15 protein-coding genes and 3 pseudogenes are annotated in these 15,944 nt (G+C 37.0%); all 18 read right to left on the reverse strand.

What is annotated here, in order from left to right; translation table 11 throughout:
* Positions 1–20: 20 nt before the first annotated feature.
* Positions 21–572, reverse strand: coding sequence for a hypothetical protein (locus tag HMPREF0629_RS06125; protein WP_009222473.1), 552 nt, complete (start codon positions 570–572; stop codon positions 21–23).
* A 3-nt stretch (positions 573–575) separates the two neighbouring features.
* Positions 576–2,291, reverse strand: coding sequence for a DNA topoisomerase 3 (locus tag HMPREF0629_RS06130; RefSeq protein WP_009222474.1), 1,716 nt, complete (start codon positions 2,289–2,291; stop codon positions 576–578).
* Between the two features lie 88 nt (positions 2,292–2,379).
* Positions 2,380–3,063: pseudogene (locus HMPREF0629_RS06135) on the reverse strand (CD1107 family mobile element protein); the annotation flags it as partial.
* A gap of 151 nt (positions 3,064–3,214) precedes the next feature.
* Positions 3,215–3,451 carry a hypothetical protein gene (locus tag HMPREF0629_RS06140; RefSeq protein ID WP_009222476.1) on the reverse strand — a complete coding sequence of 79 codons (237 nt, stop codon included), beginning with the start codon at positions 3,449–3,451 and terminating at the stop codon, positions 3,215–3,217.
* A gap of 17 nt (positions 3,452–3,468) precedes the next feature.
* Positions 3,469–5,766, reverse strand: a complete 2,298-nt coding sequence (locus tag HMPREF0629_RS06145) for a C40 family peptidase (protein ID WP_009222477.1) — start codon at positions 5,764–5,766, stop codon at positions 3,469–3,471.
* A 4-nt stretch (positions 5,767–5,770) separates the two neighbouring features.
* Positions 5,771–8,200, reverse strand: coding sequence for a VirB4-like conjugal transfer ATPase, CD1110 family (locus HMPREF0629_RS06150; RefSeq protein WP_009222478.1), 2,430 nt, complete (start codon positions 8,198–8,200; stop codon positions 5,771–5,773).
* Complete coding sequence (locus HMPREF0629_RS06155) at positions 8,112–8,501, reverse strand: PrgI family protein (protein ID WP_009222479.1); 390 nt, start codon at positions 8,499–8,501, stop codon at positions 8,112–8,114. The genes HMPREF0629_RS06150 and HMPREF0629_RS06155 overlap by 89 nt, the downstream gene beginning before the upstream one ends.
* A gap of 3 nt (positions 8,502–8,504) precedes the next feature.
* Complete coding sequence (locus tag HMPREF0629_RS06160; RefSeq protein WP_039856706.1) at positions 8,505–8,768, reverse strand: hypothetical protein; 264 nt, start codon at positions 8,766–8,768, stop codon at positions 8,505–8,507.
* 16 nt (positions 8,769–8,784) lie between these two features.
* Entirely contained in the window at positions 8,785–9,648 is an 864-nt protein-coding gene (locus tag HMPREF0629_RS06165) for a VirB6/TrbL-like conjugal transfer protein, CD1112 family (RefSeq protein WP_009222481.1), read from the reverse strand.
* A gap of 19 nt (positions 9,649–9,667) precedes the next feature.
* Positions 9,668–9,883 (reverse strand): Maff2 family mobile element protein, encoded by a 216-nt coding sequence (locus tag HMPREF0629_RS06170; protein WP_000394207.1) that lies wholly within the window; start codon positions 9,881–9,883, stop codon positions 9,668–9,670.
* Position 9,884: 1 nt separating this feature from the next.
* Complete coding sequence (locus HMPREF0629_RS06175) at positions 9,885–10,196, reverse strand: single-stranded DNA-binding protein (protein ID WP_009222482.1); 312 nt, start codon at positions 10,194–10,196, stop codon at positions 9,885–9,887.
* A 172-nt stretch (positions 10,197–10,368) separates the two neighbouring features.
* Positions 10,369–10,806: a hypothetical protein gene (locus HMPREF0629_RS06180; protein ID WP_039856709.1), complete on the reverse strand. Its 438-nt coding sequence runs from the start codon at positions 10,804–10,806 to the stop codon at positions 10,369–10,371.
* Between the two features lie 72 nt (positions 10,807–10,878).
* Positions 10,879–11,688: pseudogene (locus HMPREF0629_RS06185) on the reverse strand (VirD4-like conjugal transfer protein, CD1115 family); the annotation flags it as partial.
* Between the two features lie 11 nt (positions 11,689–11,699).
* Complete coding sequence (locus HMPREF0629_RS06190; protein ID WP_009222485.1) at positions 11,700–11,885, reverse strand: transposon-encoded TnpW family protein; 186 nt, start codon at positions 11,883–11,885, stop codon at positions 11,700–11,702.
* 101 nt (positions 11,886–11,986) lie between these two features.
* Positions 11,987–13,024 carry an ORF6N domain-containing protein gene (locus HMPREF0629_RS06195; RefSeq protein WP_009222486.1) on the reverse strand — a complete coding sequence of 346 codons (1,038 nt, stop codon included), beginning with the start codon at positions 13,022–13,024 and terminating at the stop codon, positions 11,987–11,989.
* 73 nt (positions 13,025–13,097) lie between these two features.
* Positions 13,098–13,421 (reverse strand): hypothetical protein, encoded by a 324-nt coding sequence (locus HMPREF0629_RS06200; protein WP_009222487.1) that lies wholly within the window; start codon positions 13,419–13,421, stop codon positions 13,098–13,100.
* Between the two features lie 184 nt (positions 13,422–13,605).
* Complete coding sequence (locus tag HMPREF0629_RS06205; protein ID WP_009222488.1) at positions 13,606–14,319, reverse strand: hypothetical protein; 714 nt, start codon at positions 14,317–14,319, stop codon at positions 13,606–13,608.
* Positions 14,320–14,400: 81 nt separating this feature from the next.
* A pseudogene (locus HMPREF0629_RS06210) lies at positions 14,401–15,944 on the reverse strand (MobA/MobL family protein); the annotation flags it as partial.

A 15,944-nucleotide genomic window follows, 5' to 3' on the forward strand; every position in this document is an offset into this window, starting at 1 on the left:
TTCGAGGGATTTAAACTAAATTATTTTATCCACCTAAGCTCTGTTATTCCTGTATAGCCCACCTCCCATACAAACCATGCAAAAGCGATCGCACTGCTTTTATACTTCTCAAATTCAGCATTCTTAGCACAATTAAGCCTTTTGGAAAATACATATACTCTTTCAGGCGGATATTTTTTAAACATCTCATATCTTTTTTGTCCTTCCAAAAATGCCAAACGAAAAAGCATCGCTATTTTTGTTCCTGATTTAGATATTTCAAGAGCGTGTTTTATAAACTTGTCAGCACAAAAATAGGGCGGATTAGTTACTATGTCTAAGGTATTTTCTTTAACTGTGAAAAAATCTACTTCTCTTTCTTCTCCATAACCTCTGTAACAAATATCTGTCGCTTTCACTTTATATCCATATTCTTTAAGCACCTTACCAATATGTCCTTGTCCGCACGCAGGCTCATAGACTGTTGTTCTGAATTTTTCTCTATTTAAAAGTTCTTCTATGGCTCTTTTATCAGTTGCATAAAAATCTAAAGCCTCTCTGTTTTCATCAAGTTTCATTAAAGTATCAAACATAGGCTAAACCTCTTTATACTTAGTTATAGTATTTTTTATTTCCGCCTCTATACCCTCTAAAAACTCTTTTTTGGAAGATTTGCCCTGTGCTATATCAGACAACTCCATTTCCCACTGTGCCGTCATTTCTGCTGATTTAAAGTTATCTGCAACAATCTCAATCAGACTTTTTCCTTTCGGTGTTGCAATCAAATTTTTCTTATCCCTTTCAATAAAGCCTTTGTAGATCAAGTTCTCTATGATTCCGGCACGAGTTGCAGGAGTTCCCAGTCCTTTCCGCTCGACTTCCACATTCTTGTCTAAACTGTCATTTCCAGCTATCTCCATCGCCTTTAAAAGTGTGTCCTCTGTAAAGTGTTTCGGAGCTTGAGTGTACTTTTCTTTAATTTCTTTCTCCTTTATTTCAAGGACATCGCCCACATTTATCTCCGGCAAAACAGGTTCTTCATTTTTCTTAGACATATATTCTTTCAAATACTTTGTAAAGCCCTCATCTACAATTACCTTACCTGAGCTTGTAAACTCAAAGCCGTCAAAAGTTGCTACAATCTTAGTAGTATTCTCGATTAAAGGATAGCCCACACTTGCATGGAGCTTATTAGAAATCAGTCGATATACCTTTGCTTCACTCTCAGGAATACCCGATAAATCTTCACTCAGTGAGCTTACTGTAGGAATAATCGCATGATGATCCGTAACCTTTTTTGAGTTAAACACCGTCTTGATACGACCTGTATCAAAGTCATTTTTGCCCAAAATATTATTGACGGTACTTGTAATCATATCTTCAGTAAGGCATCTGCTGTCTGTTCTTGGATAGGTAATCAGCTTCTTTTCATACAAACTTTGAGCATAGTCGAGAGTTTGCTTTGCAGAATATCCAAAATACTTATTGCACTCTCTTTGAAGTGTCGTAAGGTCAAATGGTAAATCAGGCTTTGTAATTTTCTCTTTTTGGATAACATCAGTGATTTCAATCTTATCGCCAACTAAATTGATTAGCTGTTCAGCAGCAACCTCATCATCAATTCGCTCAGTCGAAAGTATAAAGCCGTTCATAGATAGCTCCACTGTGTAGTATTTATCTTTCTTAAAATTAGTTATCTCGTCATCTCTTTTTACAATCATGGCAAGAGTCGGTGTCTGTACTCTCCCAACACTGTAATTTTGCTTATATAAGCAAGAGTATAGCCTGCTGATATTCATTCCGACAAGCCAGTCGGCGATTGCTCTTGCTTGAGCCGATTCAAAGAGATTATCATAGTCTTTTCCGTCTTTTAGCTTATCAAAGCCGTCTTTAATTGCACTATCTTCCATGGAGGAAATCCAAAGCCTTTTCATCTTCTTTTTACAGCTTGCCTGAAGATATACAAGTCTAAAGATAGCTTCTCCCTCACGACCTGCATCGCAGGCATTGATAACAGTATCAATCTCCTTATCATTCATCAGTTTTTTTAGGACTGCAAACTGCTTCTTTGTTGCCTTTGCCACTTCATATTTGTACTCTTTTGGAATAATCGGCAAGTCGTCAATATTCCATTTTGCATACTTTTCATCATAAGAATCGGGATTTGCCATTTGAATTAAGTGTCCAACGCACCATGATACTTTATAGCCGTTTCCCTCGTAATATCCGTCCTTTTTATTTTTCGCTCCGATAACCTTTGCGATAGATATGGCTACGCTCGGTTTTTCTGCTATCACAAGTTTATGTTCCATGTATATTTTCCTCCTGTTTCAATAAAGTAGGGCGAAAGATTTTACTCTCTCGCCCTGTGTTTTACAGCAAATAGTATCTTTTTTACTCCTAATCTTCTTCGCTGTCCTCTGTTTCATCTTCCATTTCCTGATTTTCAACTTCTTCATTTTCCGTTTCTTCACTGCCTTCCGCTTCCGAGAAAAAATCATCATCTTCCTCGAAGGCTTCCAGTTCCTTATCTTCTTTCTTTTTTGCCACCTTAAAATAATAGCCTGCTCCCAATGCCCCCAAAGTTACAAGAACAAGCAGGATATATGTTCCGGTGCTGCTTTTTTCTTCCTTTTTTTCAGGCTTTGCTTCTTCTTTCGGTTCGTCCTTTATGGGTTCTTCCTTGACTACTTCTTTCGATTTTTCCTTGATTTCTACCATATTGAGCAGATCATCTTCCGAAACTTCGGTAAGAAGCATGACATTTTCTCCCTGTTCATCATGATTGATGATGATGTGAAAGGTCTTTCCGTTTTTCGTCTGAAAGGTAATAAACTGTCTGGCATCCGCAGAATATTTATTCGTTTCTTTGTTACCGCTACTATCTCCATGATGAATGGGATACTCCTGATTGGCATTATTTACATTCTCCGTAACACTTGCCCTTGATTTGGTAGGTTCGGTCGGAAGCCCTTTATTGGTATTGGTTGTTTCTCCGTTTGAAGCCATTTTTTGCTTTAAATTCTCCGGCTCTTTTGCAGTCAATTTGTTCGGATAACGCACTTCTTTTTCTTCTTCCTTTTTAATAACTGTAATTTCCGGTTTTTTCGGTTCTTCTTTTAGTGTTTCCTGTGCTGCTTCTTTTTCATCAACTTGTGCATAGGCTACCGATGAGTAAGCTGCCATAATGACCGTAACAGCAAGAAGTAACGCTGTCATCACCCTTGTAAATACCTTATTTTTCATAACTGTTCTCATCTGTTTTCTCCTTTTTTATTTTCGTTTGTTCTTTTTTAACCTTTGCCATTAAATCCGTAATTGTGATATTGTTTTTTCTGCAAATGGCAATAATCTCCTCATTTTCAAGTTCTTCTTCACGAATCAATAAAGGCTCCAATTCTTCATCAATCAGAGCCTTTTTATCCTTTAACTTTTGAATTTTGTTTTTCACTGCTGTAAGTTCTTTTTTCACATTTTACCGTCCTTTCTTTACTTAACTCTGCCGAATCCATAGAAATGCTCCCTCCAGTAAGGTGTATTGATACTGACAAAGCGAATCGGATCTCCGGCGTGTATCATCATTCCGTTTCCTGCATAAATGCCGACATGAGAAATAGGGGAGCCGCTGTCATAGGTGTTCTTAAAGAAGATAATATCTCCCGCCTTTGCTTCACTTGGAGATACGGGATTGCAGTAAGTTTTGTATATTCCCCAAGCGGTTGTTCGTGGCATATTCTTGACACCCGAATGGGTAAAACTCCAGCACACAAAGGACGAACAGTCGAAGTTATTCGGCCCGTTCGCCCCAAATACATATCTCTTTCCGATATGCTTTTCCGCTTCGTTAAACAGTGCCTTCACCGTTACATCGTCAAAGGCAATTCCCGGATTTGAAAAGTCGGGATTGTCTACAATCTCCGATAAATTTCCGTTTCCGCTTCCAAAGACAGTTTCCATGTTTCCCTTAGAGGCAAGCAAGGCTTCATAGTGAAGAACATTATCGGGATACTCTGCGAAGATTTCTCTTACGATACTGTCCATTTCCCTTTTCTTCAGTGTTACTATGAGCTTCTTATACTCATAAGCTTCTTCATGACTTTCGGTATGCTCATTGCCATCTTCATCGGTATATGTTTCCGTAACCGTCCTGTATCTGATTTCAATTTCTTCTCGATAAGATAAATCATACATCTTTGTAAAAAGGTCATGGATGATACTTTGAACTTCCTTTGAATCCTTAATTTCTCCACATCTTGAAGTGATGTAGGATAAAAGCTCATGGGTGTTGTGTCCGATTTCTCCCTCTTTTTCTATGAGATATTCATCATAGCCGGGATAATTTTCTTCTACGGAACTGATTTCATCTTGCAGACCTTCTTCCAATCCCGAAAACTGTTGATTGATTTCACTTAGTACATTTTGGTCGGAAAGATAGGTTGTAGTTAATACGCCGCTTGTAGAGTTTATCATTCCGGTCATGGAGGTGCCTGCAAATTGAATGATAAAAGTCCCCAAAATAATAAGACCTATGACAATCATCATAAGTCCCTTTGCTTTTCGTATCAGTATTTCTTTGGAGCTTTTCAGTGTTCCGATCAGACTTTCTTTGATACGATCTCTTAGCCTTGATTTATTTCGTTTCCCAATAGTGGATTTCATCTGCTTTTTCTTTTGAAACTTCTTAAAGGCATTTGCTTGCTTATATTCCTTTGTTTTCTTTAATTCCTCTTTGGCTTCCCGAAACTCCAACTTGGATTTACGCTTTCGTATCTTGTAATCTTTTTGGCTTAGGTTATAGCTTTTTTTAGCCTTTTTCTTATCGGCATAGTTTTTTATCCCATGAAGTAATTTTGAATTGCCGTCTGCAATCTTTTCTCCGGTTTCCACACCCTGATTTTCATCACTGCCATGGGATAGATAATCCCTTACCGCTTCGCTTCCTTTTGCTAAGCCTGACAGAACAGATCCCTTTGCAGACTTTTTCTTTTCTCTGCCCTGAATCATCTCTTTGGAAGACTTTTTCCCTTCCGTCTTATCGTCTGCGGGATTATCTTCCTTTTTCCTTGTATAGACCTTATCCGAGTAGTTTTTTCGTTTATACAGCTTCTTTTGAGCATTGTGCTTTTTGTTAGAGTGTTCCGTTATACCTTCTTTGGTATGAAGATTATCTTCCACATCATAAGTCGATTCAAAATAGTCGCTGTCCCTAAAGTCATTGTCATACCTGTCAATGATACCATCATTATCAAGGTCTTTTCCTAAAGGATCGTAGACTTCTTCATTTTGATTGTACTTTCCTTCCGTTCTTAACTCTTTTCTGACCTTTTCAGCCATTTTTCTTTTCTTTAAAAGCTCGGCTTTTTGTTCTTCAAAGAAGATTTCCTTTTCTGTTTTTATGCTTTTCGGTGCAGAAATTCTCTCACCAACTGTTGTTTCATCATTTTCAAGGGAAGTAAAAGCAACACTTTGATAGTCTGATACAAATTTGTCCTGAGTTTTATCCATAGGTGAATCTGTTTCCTTGTCTTTTAGAACGATTTTAGGCTGTTTCGCTTTTCTTTTATTAGGACTTCCCTGCAAAAGCTCATTCTTGGAATTTCTTTTGCTTTCCTTTTCGTGGATCTTATCCTGAAATCGGTCTTTCTCGTGAATAATTTTCCCTCTGTAATCATCGCCATGCTTTAATTTACCGACTTCATCCGCATCCATATATTCTTTCCCTAACAGTTTTGCTTCTTCCTTTATTTTTTGTCTTTCGGCAAAGTCTTTTTTCAGTTTTTTATTCATAATCCTACCTCACTTCTTCAGGTTTCGTTGTCATCTTCTGATAGAGAATGGTATCTTTCGGGAACTTATCAATAAAGGGAACAATGGTGTTTCCAAAAAACAGAAGTCCTTCTCCCGCATTGGAATTGGTAACATATTTAAGCTGCGGTTTGGAGATTTTCAGTTTTCTTGCCAAGATTTCCCGATCTCCTGACGCTTGATTGAGCATTAAAACAAAATCGGTGTTATCAAAGATATTTTCTATCTCCTTACTCATCAGTAGGTCTTTGACATTCTGCGTAATGCCGGTCGGAATTCCTCCCCATTTTCTGAAACGCTTCCATATCTCAACGGAGTAAGAGGCGGTCTGTTCTTCTTTTAAAAGTAGGTGAAACTCATCAATGTAATACCTTGTTGCCTTGTTTCCTCTGTTTTGGGATACCTTATTCCAAACCTGATCCTGAATCACAAGCATTCCGATTTTTTTAAGCTGACTGCCCAATTCCTTGATGTCAAAACAAAGGAGCTGCTTGTTGAGATCCACATTCGACCTGTGGTTAAAGACATTTAAACTTCCTGATACATAAATCTCCATCTCCGTTGCCAGTTTTTTCCCGACCTTTTCTTCCTGATTTTTTAACATATCGTATAGGTCTTGTAAGATAGGCATATTTTCAGAAATCGGATTTTCAAAATACTTCTCATAAATCTTAGGTAAGCACCTGTCTATAACCGACTTTTCTTCTGCCGTCAGTCCGCTTCCTCCAACGACAAGTTCAAGCATAGACATAATAAAGTTTGCCTTGTCTTTCAGCGGTGCATCTCCATCGCCGTAGTTCATATTGATGTCAAGGGGATTGAGGTAATCCTTTGATTTACTGCTGACCTTAATGACCTCTCCGTTAAACTGACGCACAAGGTTGCCATATTCGCCTTCCGGATCGCAGATAATGACATCATCGTCCGTTACCAAAATCGCATTTGCCATCTCACGCTTTGCCGAGAACGACTTACCGCTTCCCGGAGTTCCAAGGATCAAACCGTTTGGATTTTTGAGTTTCTTTCGGTCCGCCATAATCAGGTTATGACTTAGTGCATTCAGTCCATAGTAAAGACTGTTGCTTGAATTGATGAAAAGCTCCTCTGTGGTAAACGGTATAAAGACGGCTGTTGACGAGGAAGTTAAGCCTCTGTTAATCTCAAGCTTATTTACGCCAAGAGGAAGTACGCTTACAAGTCCTTGCTCCTGTGCATGGTCAAGTCTTTTTATCTTACAGTTGTGCTTATTGGCAATGGAGCTGATTTGTGCAATGGTGTTTTCCAGTTTCTGTACTGTCCTTGCAAAGTTCATAAAGACAATAGTTACGACAAACATACGCTCATCTCTTGTCTGCAAGTCTTTGAGTAGGCTTTTCACATCTTCACCATAGGTGATTAGGTCTGAGGGTAAAATGTCCATATCATAACCCGCTCTTACCGCCTTTTTGTTTTCCTCAATTCGCATCTTATCAATGTCGGTGTTTTTTCTTTTTACCATCTTAATGGCTTCCGACTGCTCGATTGCCTTAATATGAAAGGAAATATTGATGTTATCATCAATATCCAAAAACTCGGCAAGCATTCGATCTGAAAGTTCACTGGCAAGGATTTGAAAATGGCTTGTCGCTCCGATAAACTTCCCGAACTTAAAGTATCTACTTGGTGTAAAGTTAAATTCATTAGGAGTAATGTAGCTTTTGGTGCTTTCTTTTTTCTTTAGGTCTTTGTAGGAAAACTCAAAGGTCTTGCCCGGATTTAATACATCGTGAAGGATTTTCAGCCTTTCTTCTCCGTTTAGGCTTTCTGCACGCACGCTCATACTTTTTAGGGAAGATAAGATGTCAATCTCCAGTCTTTCCAGTTTTGAAATTGCCTGCTCCATATTGTCCGCTTCGACGGTAAAAGTAATGTACTTTGATTTTCTAAGCCCGTTATTTCCCTTTACAATCTGATTTTTTAGCATTTCTCGAAACTCAAGGCGTATCTCGTCAAAGCCGTCTTTTTTATCCGGTATCTGAATTGCCGACTGCATTTCTTCGTTTCTTCCAAGCTGATTGATATATGACAGTTCAATCCCGACACTCGGATCAAAGGAATTTAAGAAGTTGGCAAACTGATTAAAAATCAAATCTCGATCTTCCTCTAAGGCAAGCTGATAGTTAATATCTTCAAAGGCTATGCTTTTACTGAAGTGTTTTTCATCACTCTGGCATATCCCGTTTTTCAAGAGTCTAAGATAGGGAAGGGTATCTTCTACGGTATGGCGTTTCGGCTCTTTCTTAAAGATAAGGCTTAAAAATCCGCCTTTCTCTTTTTTTATCTTTGTTTTATCTTGCTTTAATTCCTGTTTTCTTGCTTTTAACGCCTTTTTGTTTTGCGTGAGCTTTAGCTGCTGAATTTTTCTTTTGCTGTTCAAGGTAAACCTCCTTTCTCACACGCTTTTGCGGTTGGTAAAACTTGTGTAAATAGATATACTTAAAATACTTTTCAAAGGTCAGTCCGTCTTTTTCAAACAGTGTAATGAAAAAAATGGGAAGTGTGGACACGATGAGAAATAGAATTGCTATATCATTTGCTACAAACTTTCTCATAAATAAATAGACCGGTATTCCTACCAGTCCTGCGAGAGTAAATCCGATCAGCTGCCTTTTGGTTAAGTTAAAAGCGACCTTCGTTTTTACACGCTTCAAATCTTTTGGGATCGGTACATACGCCATGATTTACCTCCCATCTTCTTTTTCCTTTGACAGCTCCTCCATGTGTTCATATACGGAGCCGATTTCTTCCTGAATAATTGCAAGCTGTTCCTCTGTGCTTTGATTGATTCTTCCCTGCATCAGACAAAAATCATTATGACAATGTCCGATTCTTGTGATTCTTTCGCTCAATTCTTTCATTTTCTTATGTTTTTTTATGCTATCCATCACAAAGGCAATGCCTGTTACAAGAAGGGCTGCTTTCCATATTTTTTTTCTTTTCTTCATACTATCTTCCTTTCTTTTAGTGAGCATTGAGAACACTTTTTGCCAGTGTTCCGCTTTTTAACATCATCAGTCCCAACAAAATCGCATACCCAAGTATCGTGAAGGTACTGGTATGAATGTCTGTAATCTGTATGGTCTTAACTAATACTGCGTAAATTCCAAGGCAAACCATTAAAAAGAGTCCTTGCAGTCCAAGGGCAAACAGTCCTTTAATGTAGTTTGTTCCGATCTGTCCCCATTCTTTATTGCCCATTGTCGCAAACGGTATGGCTGAAACCGATGAGTAAACATAGATTTCAAACATTCTTCCATACACAACGAGCATGATGACAATGGAGATTCCCTGTATGGCAACCTTAATGAGTGAGGTTTCAAAGAGAATCATAATGAGTTCTCCAAGTCCCTTATCTTTTAAAGCTTCTACCATCTGAACAATTTGATCTCCGGAAACAACAGCAGAGGTGTTAATCACCCCCGCCGCTTTGTTTACCATACTTTGTGCCACATCAAAGACTGCCATCGAAAATTCAAAGGCATGGGATACTAACCATACGGCAACCCACATCTTGATGATGTATTTGAAAAAGTCAAAGGTGTCCGTATCGTGCATATTGTTCTTTTGCATGACCATATTGATAAGCTCGATACAAAGGACTGCCGTTATGATTAGTCCTGCTATTGGAATGATAACGGAGTCGTTAATACTCTTGATAAAGTTAAATACTTCTCCGTTCCATCCCATCGGTGTCTGTCCTACATCTGCTGCCACTTTCCCAACCTGATTGTTAATGTCAAGAAACATAGACTCTAAGTTTGCTTGGATACCGCCCAGTAGAAGCTCCTTGAAAAATTCTTCTATCTTGTCGAATATCCCAAACATTTCATCGCTCCTTTTCTTCCTACTTTAGTACATTGGCAAGAAGCGGAATGAGTTTTAAACCGATAAGGACGATACCGCCTCCTGCCATCAACTGCTTCACGCCTTGGCTCTTGGCGCCGGGATTGTCGTTCCCGTAACCTTCCATCAGGTTGATCACGCCCCACGCACCGAGTCCTGCTCCTACCGCCATTACCAATACTTTCAGTACATCTACTGCCTGTGTAAAAAATTCCATTTTATTCTTCCTCCTTGTTTTCTTTCTTTTCAATTTTGTTGTATGACTTCACTACAAAGTTTTTGTAAGTCTTACCGTCTTTTTCACGATCTTTAAAATATCCAAAGATATGAATGAGATCGCCTTTTTCAAAGTCTTTCGCTGTTTCCACCTTTTCACCGTAAGCAGCACAGTTGATATATTCCTTGCCTTTCCCGTACTTCTTTACAAGTGCAAAATTTACGACTTCTACCGTTTCTCCGTCTTTTTCAAAACTTGAGAAAGTAGGCTCTGCAACCAAGTTGGCATTGATGTTCATCATTTCCTGCTTCATATTTTTTATTTCTCCTTTTCATTTCAATAAAAAAAGCGACTGAAAGTTTAAGTTTTCAATCGCTCCATAACCCCGATATTAAATTTTCTCTGCCTGTTAAGTAGGACTTCTGATCCTGATCATCTTTCCTCCTGCTTTTTACATGAAAAAAGCAGCAAATCTATTTTTAGACTTACTGCTTATCATCACTGTTATTTACTTGTTTTTCTTCTTTTATCTTTTCTATCTTCTTCGTGTCTACAAAGTGAGTGGCATACCATTTTTCAATATCTTCAGAACCGCTCTTACTAAATCGTAGTTTGATAACCGGCTTTTTCCCTTGCCCGTTCTTTTTCTTAACCGCCCATTTCTTATATACACAAGGGGAGGGCTTCAAATTTCCTTTTTTGGCATAAACTCTCATCTCATGTAGGATTGTGGACAGCTTTTTAAGATTGATATTACATACTTTTTCCAAATATGGAACTTGTCCGTTTCTCCAACGCTCATAATTGACTTTTGAAAGTATTTCCAAATCCATCAGGACATCCACCGCTGTAGCATAGCCTCGTTTTTTTAATTGCCCATACATTGATGAATGAACTTTTCCAATCAGTTCCTTGTCATTCAATAAAAATCCTCCTTTCTTGTTTTTCTTATCATTATACTAAATAGTGTGCATTTCAAACAGTACAAACTTTCCCTACACTCTTGTAATCACTGTATCTCCATGCAGTTTTGCTTTTCCTTTTCGCTTGATATAGCTCTCTATATCAAAGACATTCTTCTTGTCATAATCCTCCAAGAGCTTATAGTTCTTGTGTTTTGTAATGTCAAATTTATCCGATAGAAAAGGGCGGACGCCTCTAAGCTGAAAGATACATTTACTGCCGTCCATTACTGTTATTTCATCTTGGCTCATCAGTTCCTTACCGGTCTTTTGGTAATTAAGTCCAAACGACTTTTGATTCGATCTTGTTTCCGATGTGTTGTAAAGGTCGATGGTTTCTTTACCAAGTGTTTCGGAAAGCTCTTTTAGAGTTGTTTTCTCTTTCCCTCCTAAAAATAGGGTACTATCACAGTTGCCAACAATGGTATCGGCATTATCCTTGTAAATTGCCTTTAGCTGAGATTGTGCCTGCAAAATGATACTTGCGGAGATTTCCCTGCTTCTGATGGTTGCAATCAGCTTTTCAAACTTTGGAATTAAGCCAATATTTGCAAACTCATCAAGTAGGCATCTTACATGAACTGGCAATCTTCCACCATATACATCATCGGCTTTATCACATAAAAGATTAAATAGCTGTGAATACATAATGGACACTACAAAGTTAAAGGTATCATCGGTATCGGAAATGATAACAAAGAGTGCTGTTTTTCTATCTCCAAGTGTATCAAGTTCCAGTTCATCTTCACTCATTAAGTCCCGTAGTTCCTGAATATCAAAGGGAGCAAGCCTTACACCACAGGAAATTAAAATAGATTTCGCTGTTTTTCCTGTTGCTACTTGTCAAGGACTTTTTAATCAAAATTATCTTTTTTTTCGTTCGATTTTCTCCGAAATTCCCTCAGCATTATCCTTTTTAGTTTATCCTGCATAGTTTCACTGCTTTTATCATTAAAATGGACAATCACCTCATAAGTGGTCTTTCCAATCTTCTTTATGGTCTTTGTGCCTGTAGTCTGTTCATTTTTATTTTCGTGCATATTATTTACCTCCTGTTTGTTGCAATTAAAAAAGACGATAGATTTTTACTTCTACCGCCTTGCTTAAAGCTCATATAACTGTCTAATCTGTTATCTGTATATTAAATTTTCAAATTCTTATTGTTTAACATTCCAGCAAACATTGTATGATACATATCCTTAGAAGATTCTTCTATCTTGGTAATGCTTGATATTTTATTTCCTGCATCCTTTGATGATGCTCCACAAAGATAAAAGGCTTCATTCTCTGTTCCATAGTCTATTGCAATATACCTATCGTGATACCTTTTGCCTGCAATCTTCATTTTTAAGTTGATGTTAGGGTAATCTCTTCTAAAATCGTTTAAGATATTTTTTGTAAGCATATCTTTATTCCTGACATTGTCGCTAAATATGATGACTTCAACATTATCTTTTGCAGCTCTTAAAAGTTCCAATGTTTTAAGTCCTATATAGTTATCTATAACATAAATGCTTTCTTTTGCAGACTTATATATTTTTGTATAGGCAACATCTGCTTCAATCTTATCTCCATTCATCAAAAGGAAATGCTTGTAGGTGTCCGGATCTATAAAATTATCCATTACTTTTTTCAAATCTTCTTTTGTTGCTAAGGTGCTAATTTTATCATCTAACTTTGCTATTTCTTTTGAATGTTGCATTATGTCATTTGTATTTTTGTTTGTTTGCAATAACAGTTGCACCATTTCTTTTGAGCTAAGAAAGTCCCTATTTTCAACAATGTAGTCTTTCATCTGCTTAAACATTCGTATTAATGCTCTACTTTGCCTAATCGCAAGTTCGCCTCTTAATACAGTCATAAGCATATATATACCCTGTTCTGTAAAAGCATATGGCTTGTATTTAATGTTACTGCCTCTGCCTTGTCCATTATTCAAGGTGCCAAAATGGCACCTTGAAAGTTCATATACTTCCTCATCAGTTAATTGGAACATAAAATCGTCCCCTTCAAATTTTTCGATATTCCTTTTAACCTGTCTGTTAAACATTTTTGTTTCATAACCATATATTTCAGCTAAATCCGAATCAAGCATTACTTTTTGCCCACGAATGAAATATATTTTTTCTTGTATAGTTTTATCATCTACAATAACTATCTCTTTATTTTCTTCTGCCATGAAATGCACCTCCAACATTATCTAAATATCTTTTCCAATCCGCCACACACTGCGTGACTTTTTGAAATCAATATCATGTCCTTTTGTATTTTTCTACTCCACCTTCAGCTTTTCCGATGTGTTCTACATTTTTTACAAGTCCCTTATTTACATTTTCATAAAACCATCTGCCAATCAACGCCGGCGGTGTTGCGATTAACTCTCGTAGAACAAACTCTTTGCCCTTTGGTAAGGAGCTTATTTTGTTTAGTAAGGTATTATATAAGTCAACATAACTTGTATTTTCTTGTAAACTGCTACACTTACAATATTCACTAATACTTGGGTAATTACCCTCTTCTGCTTTTTTAGTTAAAATTTTCAGTTCTTCATCGCTTACTGTAAATTGAATTCGCATTTATATATCCTCTCTTTGTAACTGAGTTTATTACCATATCATTATCATTGTACCATGAAATCGATATTTTTTCCATACCACAATTTTAAGCCCTCACATAATGCTTTTTACACTTAGCCATAATCTGACACCACTTTTCCCATTAGTACTCTAAAAATGCCTTTACACTTACCTTGTATGATAGCTATAAATGTTCCCCCTTGTCATAATCTTCAAAAGTTGGAATCTTGCCGGTCTTTTTCTGTGATAGTTTATCCTTGTCTTGCTCATACCAGTTAAGGATAGTTACATAGTGGTCTTGATATGTCTTTCCGGTACTCTTGATATACCTTGACAGCTTTTCAATCATCATATCGGTATGACCTTGCAGCTTTTCTTTCAGCTTTCGGTATTCTTCTTCGGTTAATCGGATATTTTTATATTCTCCATAGGTTTTTGAATTGGGGGGCGGGGTACTTTCTTCTCTCCCCTTATCTATACTAACCTTATCTAATCTACCCTTATCTATACTGGGTTGACCACTTGTCAACCTTTGGTCAACCAAATGACAACCAACCTCTTTGATATACATTCCGTTTTTAGTTTGGGATAGGCTTTGCACCTCATTTTCATAAAGGGTCGGTTTATATCTGTCTTTACGGATAAAGTTGTTGATTTTCCAATGGGTAATGACAATAATCCCTTGTTCAAAGACAATCACAAAGCCTTTGGCAATAAGTATTTTCAGGTCATCTTCATTCGCTCCGATAATCTTGATGATTTTCTTAGGATTATTTACAAAGCCGTCATCATCTGCCCTCATTGATAGATGAAAATATAGGCATTGACTACTTAGTGGCATATCTAAAAATAAATCGCTATCTACTATCTTTAGTGAAAACATTCTTTTATCTGCCATTTTTCTCTCCTTTCGTTCCTCTTATGCACCGAAACAGTGCGTCTGCTTATCTTATTTATGATGTTATCCCATTTTGGGACTTCATCTTTCCTCTTTTCTGTAATAGTTCTTTGTCTTTTCCTTTCGTTTTTCATAAGCTTCTAGTTGCTCTTGATACTTCTTAATCTGTGCAATGACACTTGGTTTTTCTCCTCTTCCTCTCTTGATTGCCTTGTCAATCTCAATAGATAAGTCTATACCATAATCTTCATTGACTGTTTTTACGGCATACTTGATATGGTTAATACTTTCGTATTCTTCTTTGACTTTTTGAGATTGTCTGTTGAGTTTTGATATTTCACTTTCAAGGCTTTGGATTTCTTTCTTCCAATCTTTAGACTTAATCGCCGATGAGCCTGTTATCTTTTCAAGGATTGCCCTTGCTCTTTTATATTTATCTATCTCATCTTTATGTGAATTGTAAAAGCTATCTTTGAATAGGGATTTACTGTTCCATTCCTCAAAGACTTGTTTGTTATCCTTGATGATGTCTGCATAGGCAAAGCATTTATTTAAGTTTTCTATTCTTGTGGTTTTCGCCTTAATATCTTGACTAATCTTCTTATTTTGGGATTGTAACGTGCTTATCTTTTCTTGTAGGTCGGCTATGGTTTTAAGGTTATTGTCTTTCAGATATATTCTTGCCTTTGAAAATCGTCTTAGGTCTGCTCCTATCTTTTTGTTGCTTGCATAAGGGTTTAACTTTCTTGCTTTTTCTCCCTGTAAGTCATAATAAATACTGATGTACTCATAGAGATTAAAGAGTTCCGCCTTATTCTCATATTCTTCTTTCTTCTCTTGTTTGTACTCATCATATTTTACTTGCAGACTTCCAAGTAATGAGCCTATCCAAGATGTAAGTTTGGATAGCTCCTCTTTTAATTTTCTAAACTCTAAATTCAAGGCGATGATTTTTCTGTTTTGGTTTCCTCTTTCTGTCTGTATGCCTTTTTTCTCCATCTGATAACTGCTTGTGCCTAAATGGATTTGCGGGAGTTCTTCTCTGCCTTGTTTTTCAAAGGTGCGTGGATCAATTCTCTTTTGGATATTATTCCTTGCTAAATATTCGTTTGCTTTCTTTGAAAAGTTTTCTCTCCACTCTTTTGCTTTGTCAGGTTCGTTCCAATCATTCAGATTTACTTTTCTTGATTTGTAGTTTCCGCTTTTCAGCTTTATCTTTTCTCCGTTTTCATCAAGGATATATTCTTTTCTGCATTTCGGTTTCCAATTCCCTTTTTCGTCTATTTCTCTAAGGGTAAGTAAGATATGGGCGTGTGGTTGTTCTTCATGATCGCTTGCCATAGGATTATGAATACTACAGTCTGCTATCATACCTTTAGAAGTAAAGTTTTCTTCTATAAATTCACTGATTAACTTTATTCTCTCCTGTTCATTTAATTCTCTTGGCAGTTCAAAGAGTAGATTTCTTGCAAGTTGTGAATTTTTACTTTTTTCGATTTTCTCAACTTCATTCCATAGGTATTCTCTGTTTGAAAATTCTTTCGGGACATGTTCCGGCAGAAATATTTTTGAAAATGCAAGGTCTGTTTTTTTTAGAATAGTCATGTGTTTTTCCATAGTATTCA

It is taken from the genome of Peptoniphilus sp. oral taxon 386 str. F0131, from assembly GCF_000090945.1.
Taxonomy (GTDB): Bacteria; Bacillota; Clostridia; order Tissierellales; family Peptoniphilaceae; genus Anaerosphaera; species Anaerosphaera mikwangii.

What these genes read in the sequence shown, in the direction of transcription:
- HMPREF0629_RS06195 (WP_009222486.1), bottom strand. Translation starts at nt 13,024, where the DNA reads ATGGCAGAAGAAAATAAAGAGATAGTTATTGTAGATGATAAAACTATA.
- HMPREF0629_RS06205 (WP_009222488.1), bottom strand. Translation starts at nt 14,319, where the DNA reads ATGGCAGATAAAAGAATGTTTTCACTAAAGATAGTAGATAGCGATTTA.
- HMPREF0629_RS06175 (WP_009222482.1), bottom strand. Translation starts at nt 10,196, where the DNA reads ATGAAGCAGGAAATGATGAACATCAATGCCAACTTGGTTGCAGAGCCT.
- HMPREF0629_RS06200 (WP_009222487.1), bottom strand. Translation starts at nt 13,421, where the DNA reads ATGCGAATTCAATTTACAGTAAGCGATGAAGAACTGAAAATTTTAACT.
- HMPREF0629_RS06125 (WP_009222473.1), bottom strand. Translation starts at nt 572, where the DNA reads ATGTTTGATACTTTAATGAAACTTGATGAAAACAGAGAGGCTTTAGAT.
- HMPREF0629_RS06130 (WP_009222474.1), bottom strand. Translation starts at nt 2,291, where the DNA reads ATGGAACATAAACTTGTGATAGCAGAAAAACCGAGCGTAGCCATATCT.
- HMPREF0629_RS06155 (WP_009222479.1), bottom strand. Translation starts at nt 8,501, where the DNA reads ATGGCGTATGTACCGATCCCAAAAGATTTGAAGCGTGTAAAAACGAAG.
- HMPREF0629_RS06160 (WP_039856706.1), bottom strand. Translation starts at nt 8,768, where the DNA reads ATGAAGAAAAGAAAAAAAATATGGAAAGCAGCCCTTCTTGTAACAGGC.
- HMPREF0629_RS06165 (WP_009222481.1), bottom strand. Translation starts at nt 9,648, where the DNA reads ATGTTTGGGATATTCGACAAGATAGAAGAATTTTTCAAGGAGCTTCTA.
- HMPREF0629_RS06170 (WP_000394207.1), bottom strand. Translation starts at nt 9,883, where the DNA reads ATGGAATTTTTTACACAGGCAGTAGATGTACTGAAAGTATTGGTAATG.
- HMPREF0629_RS06145 (WP_009222477.1), bottom strand. Translation starts at nt 5,766, where the DNA reads ATGAATAAAAAACTGAAAAAAGACTTTGCCGAAAGACAAAAAATAAAG.
- HMPREF0629_RS06190 (WP_009222485.1), bottom strand. Translation starts at nt 11,885, where the DNA reads ATGCACGAAAATAAAAATGAACAGACTACAGGCACAAAGACCATAAAG.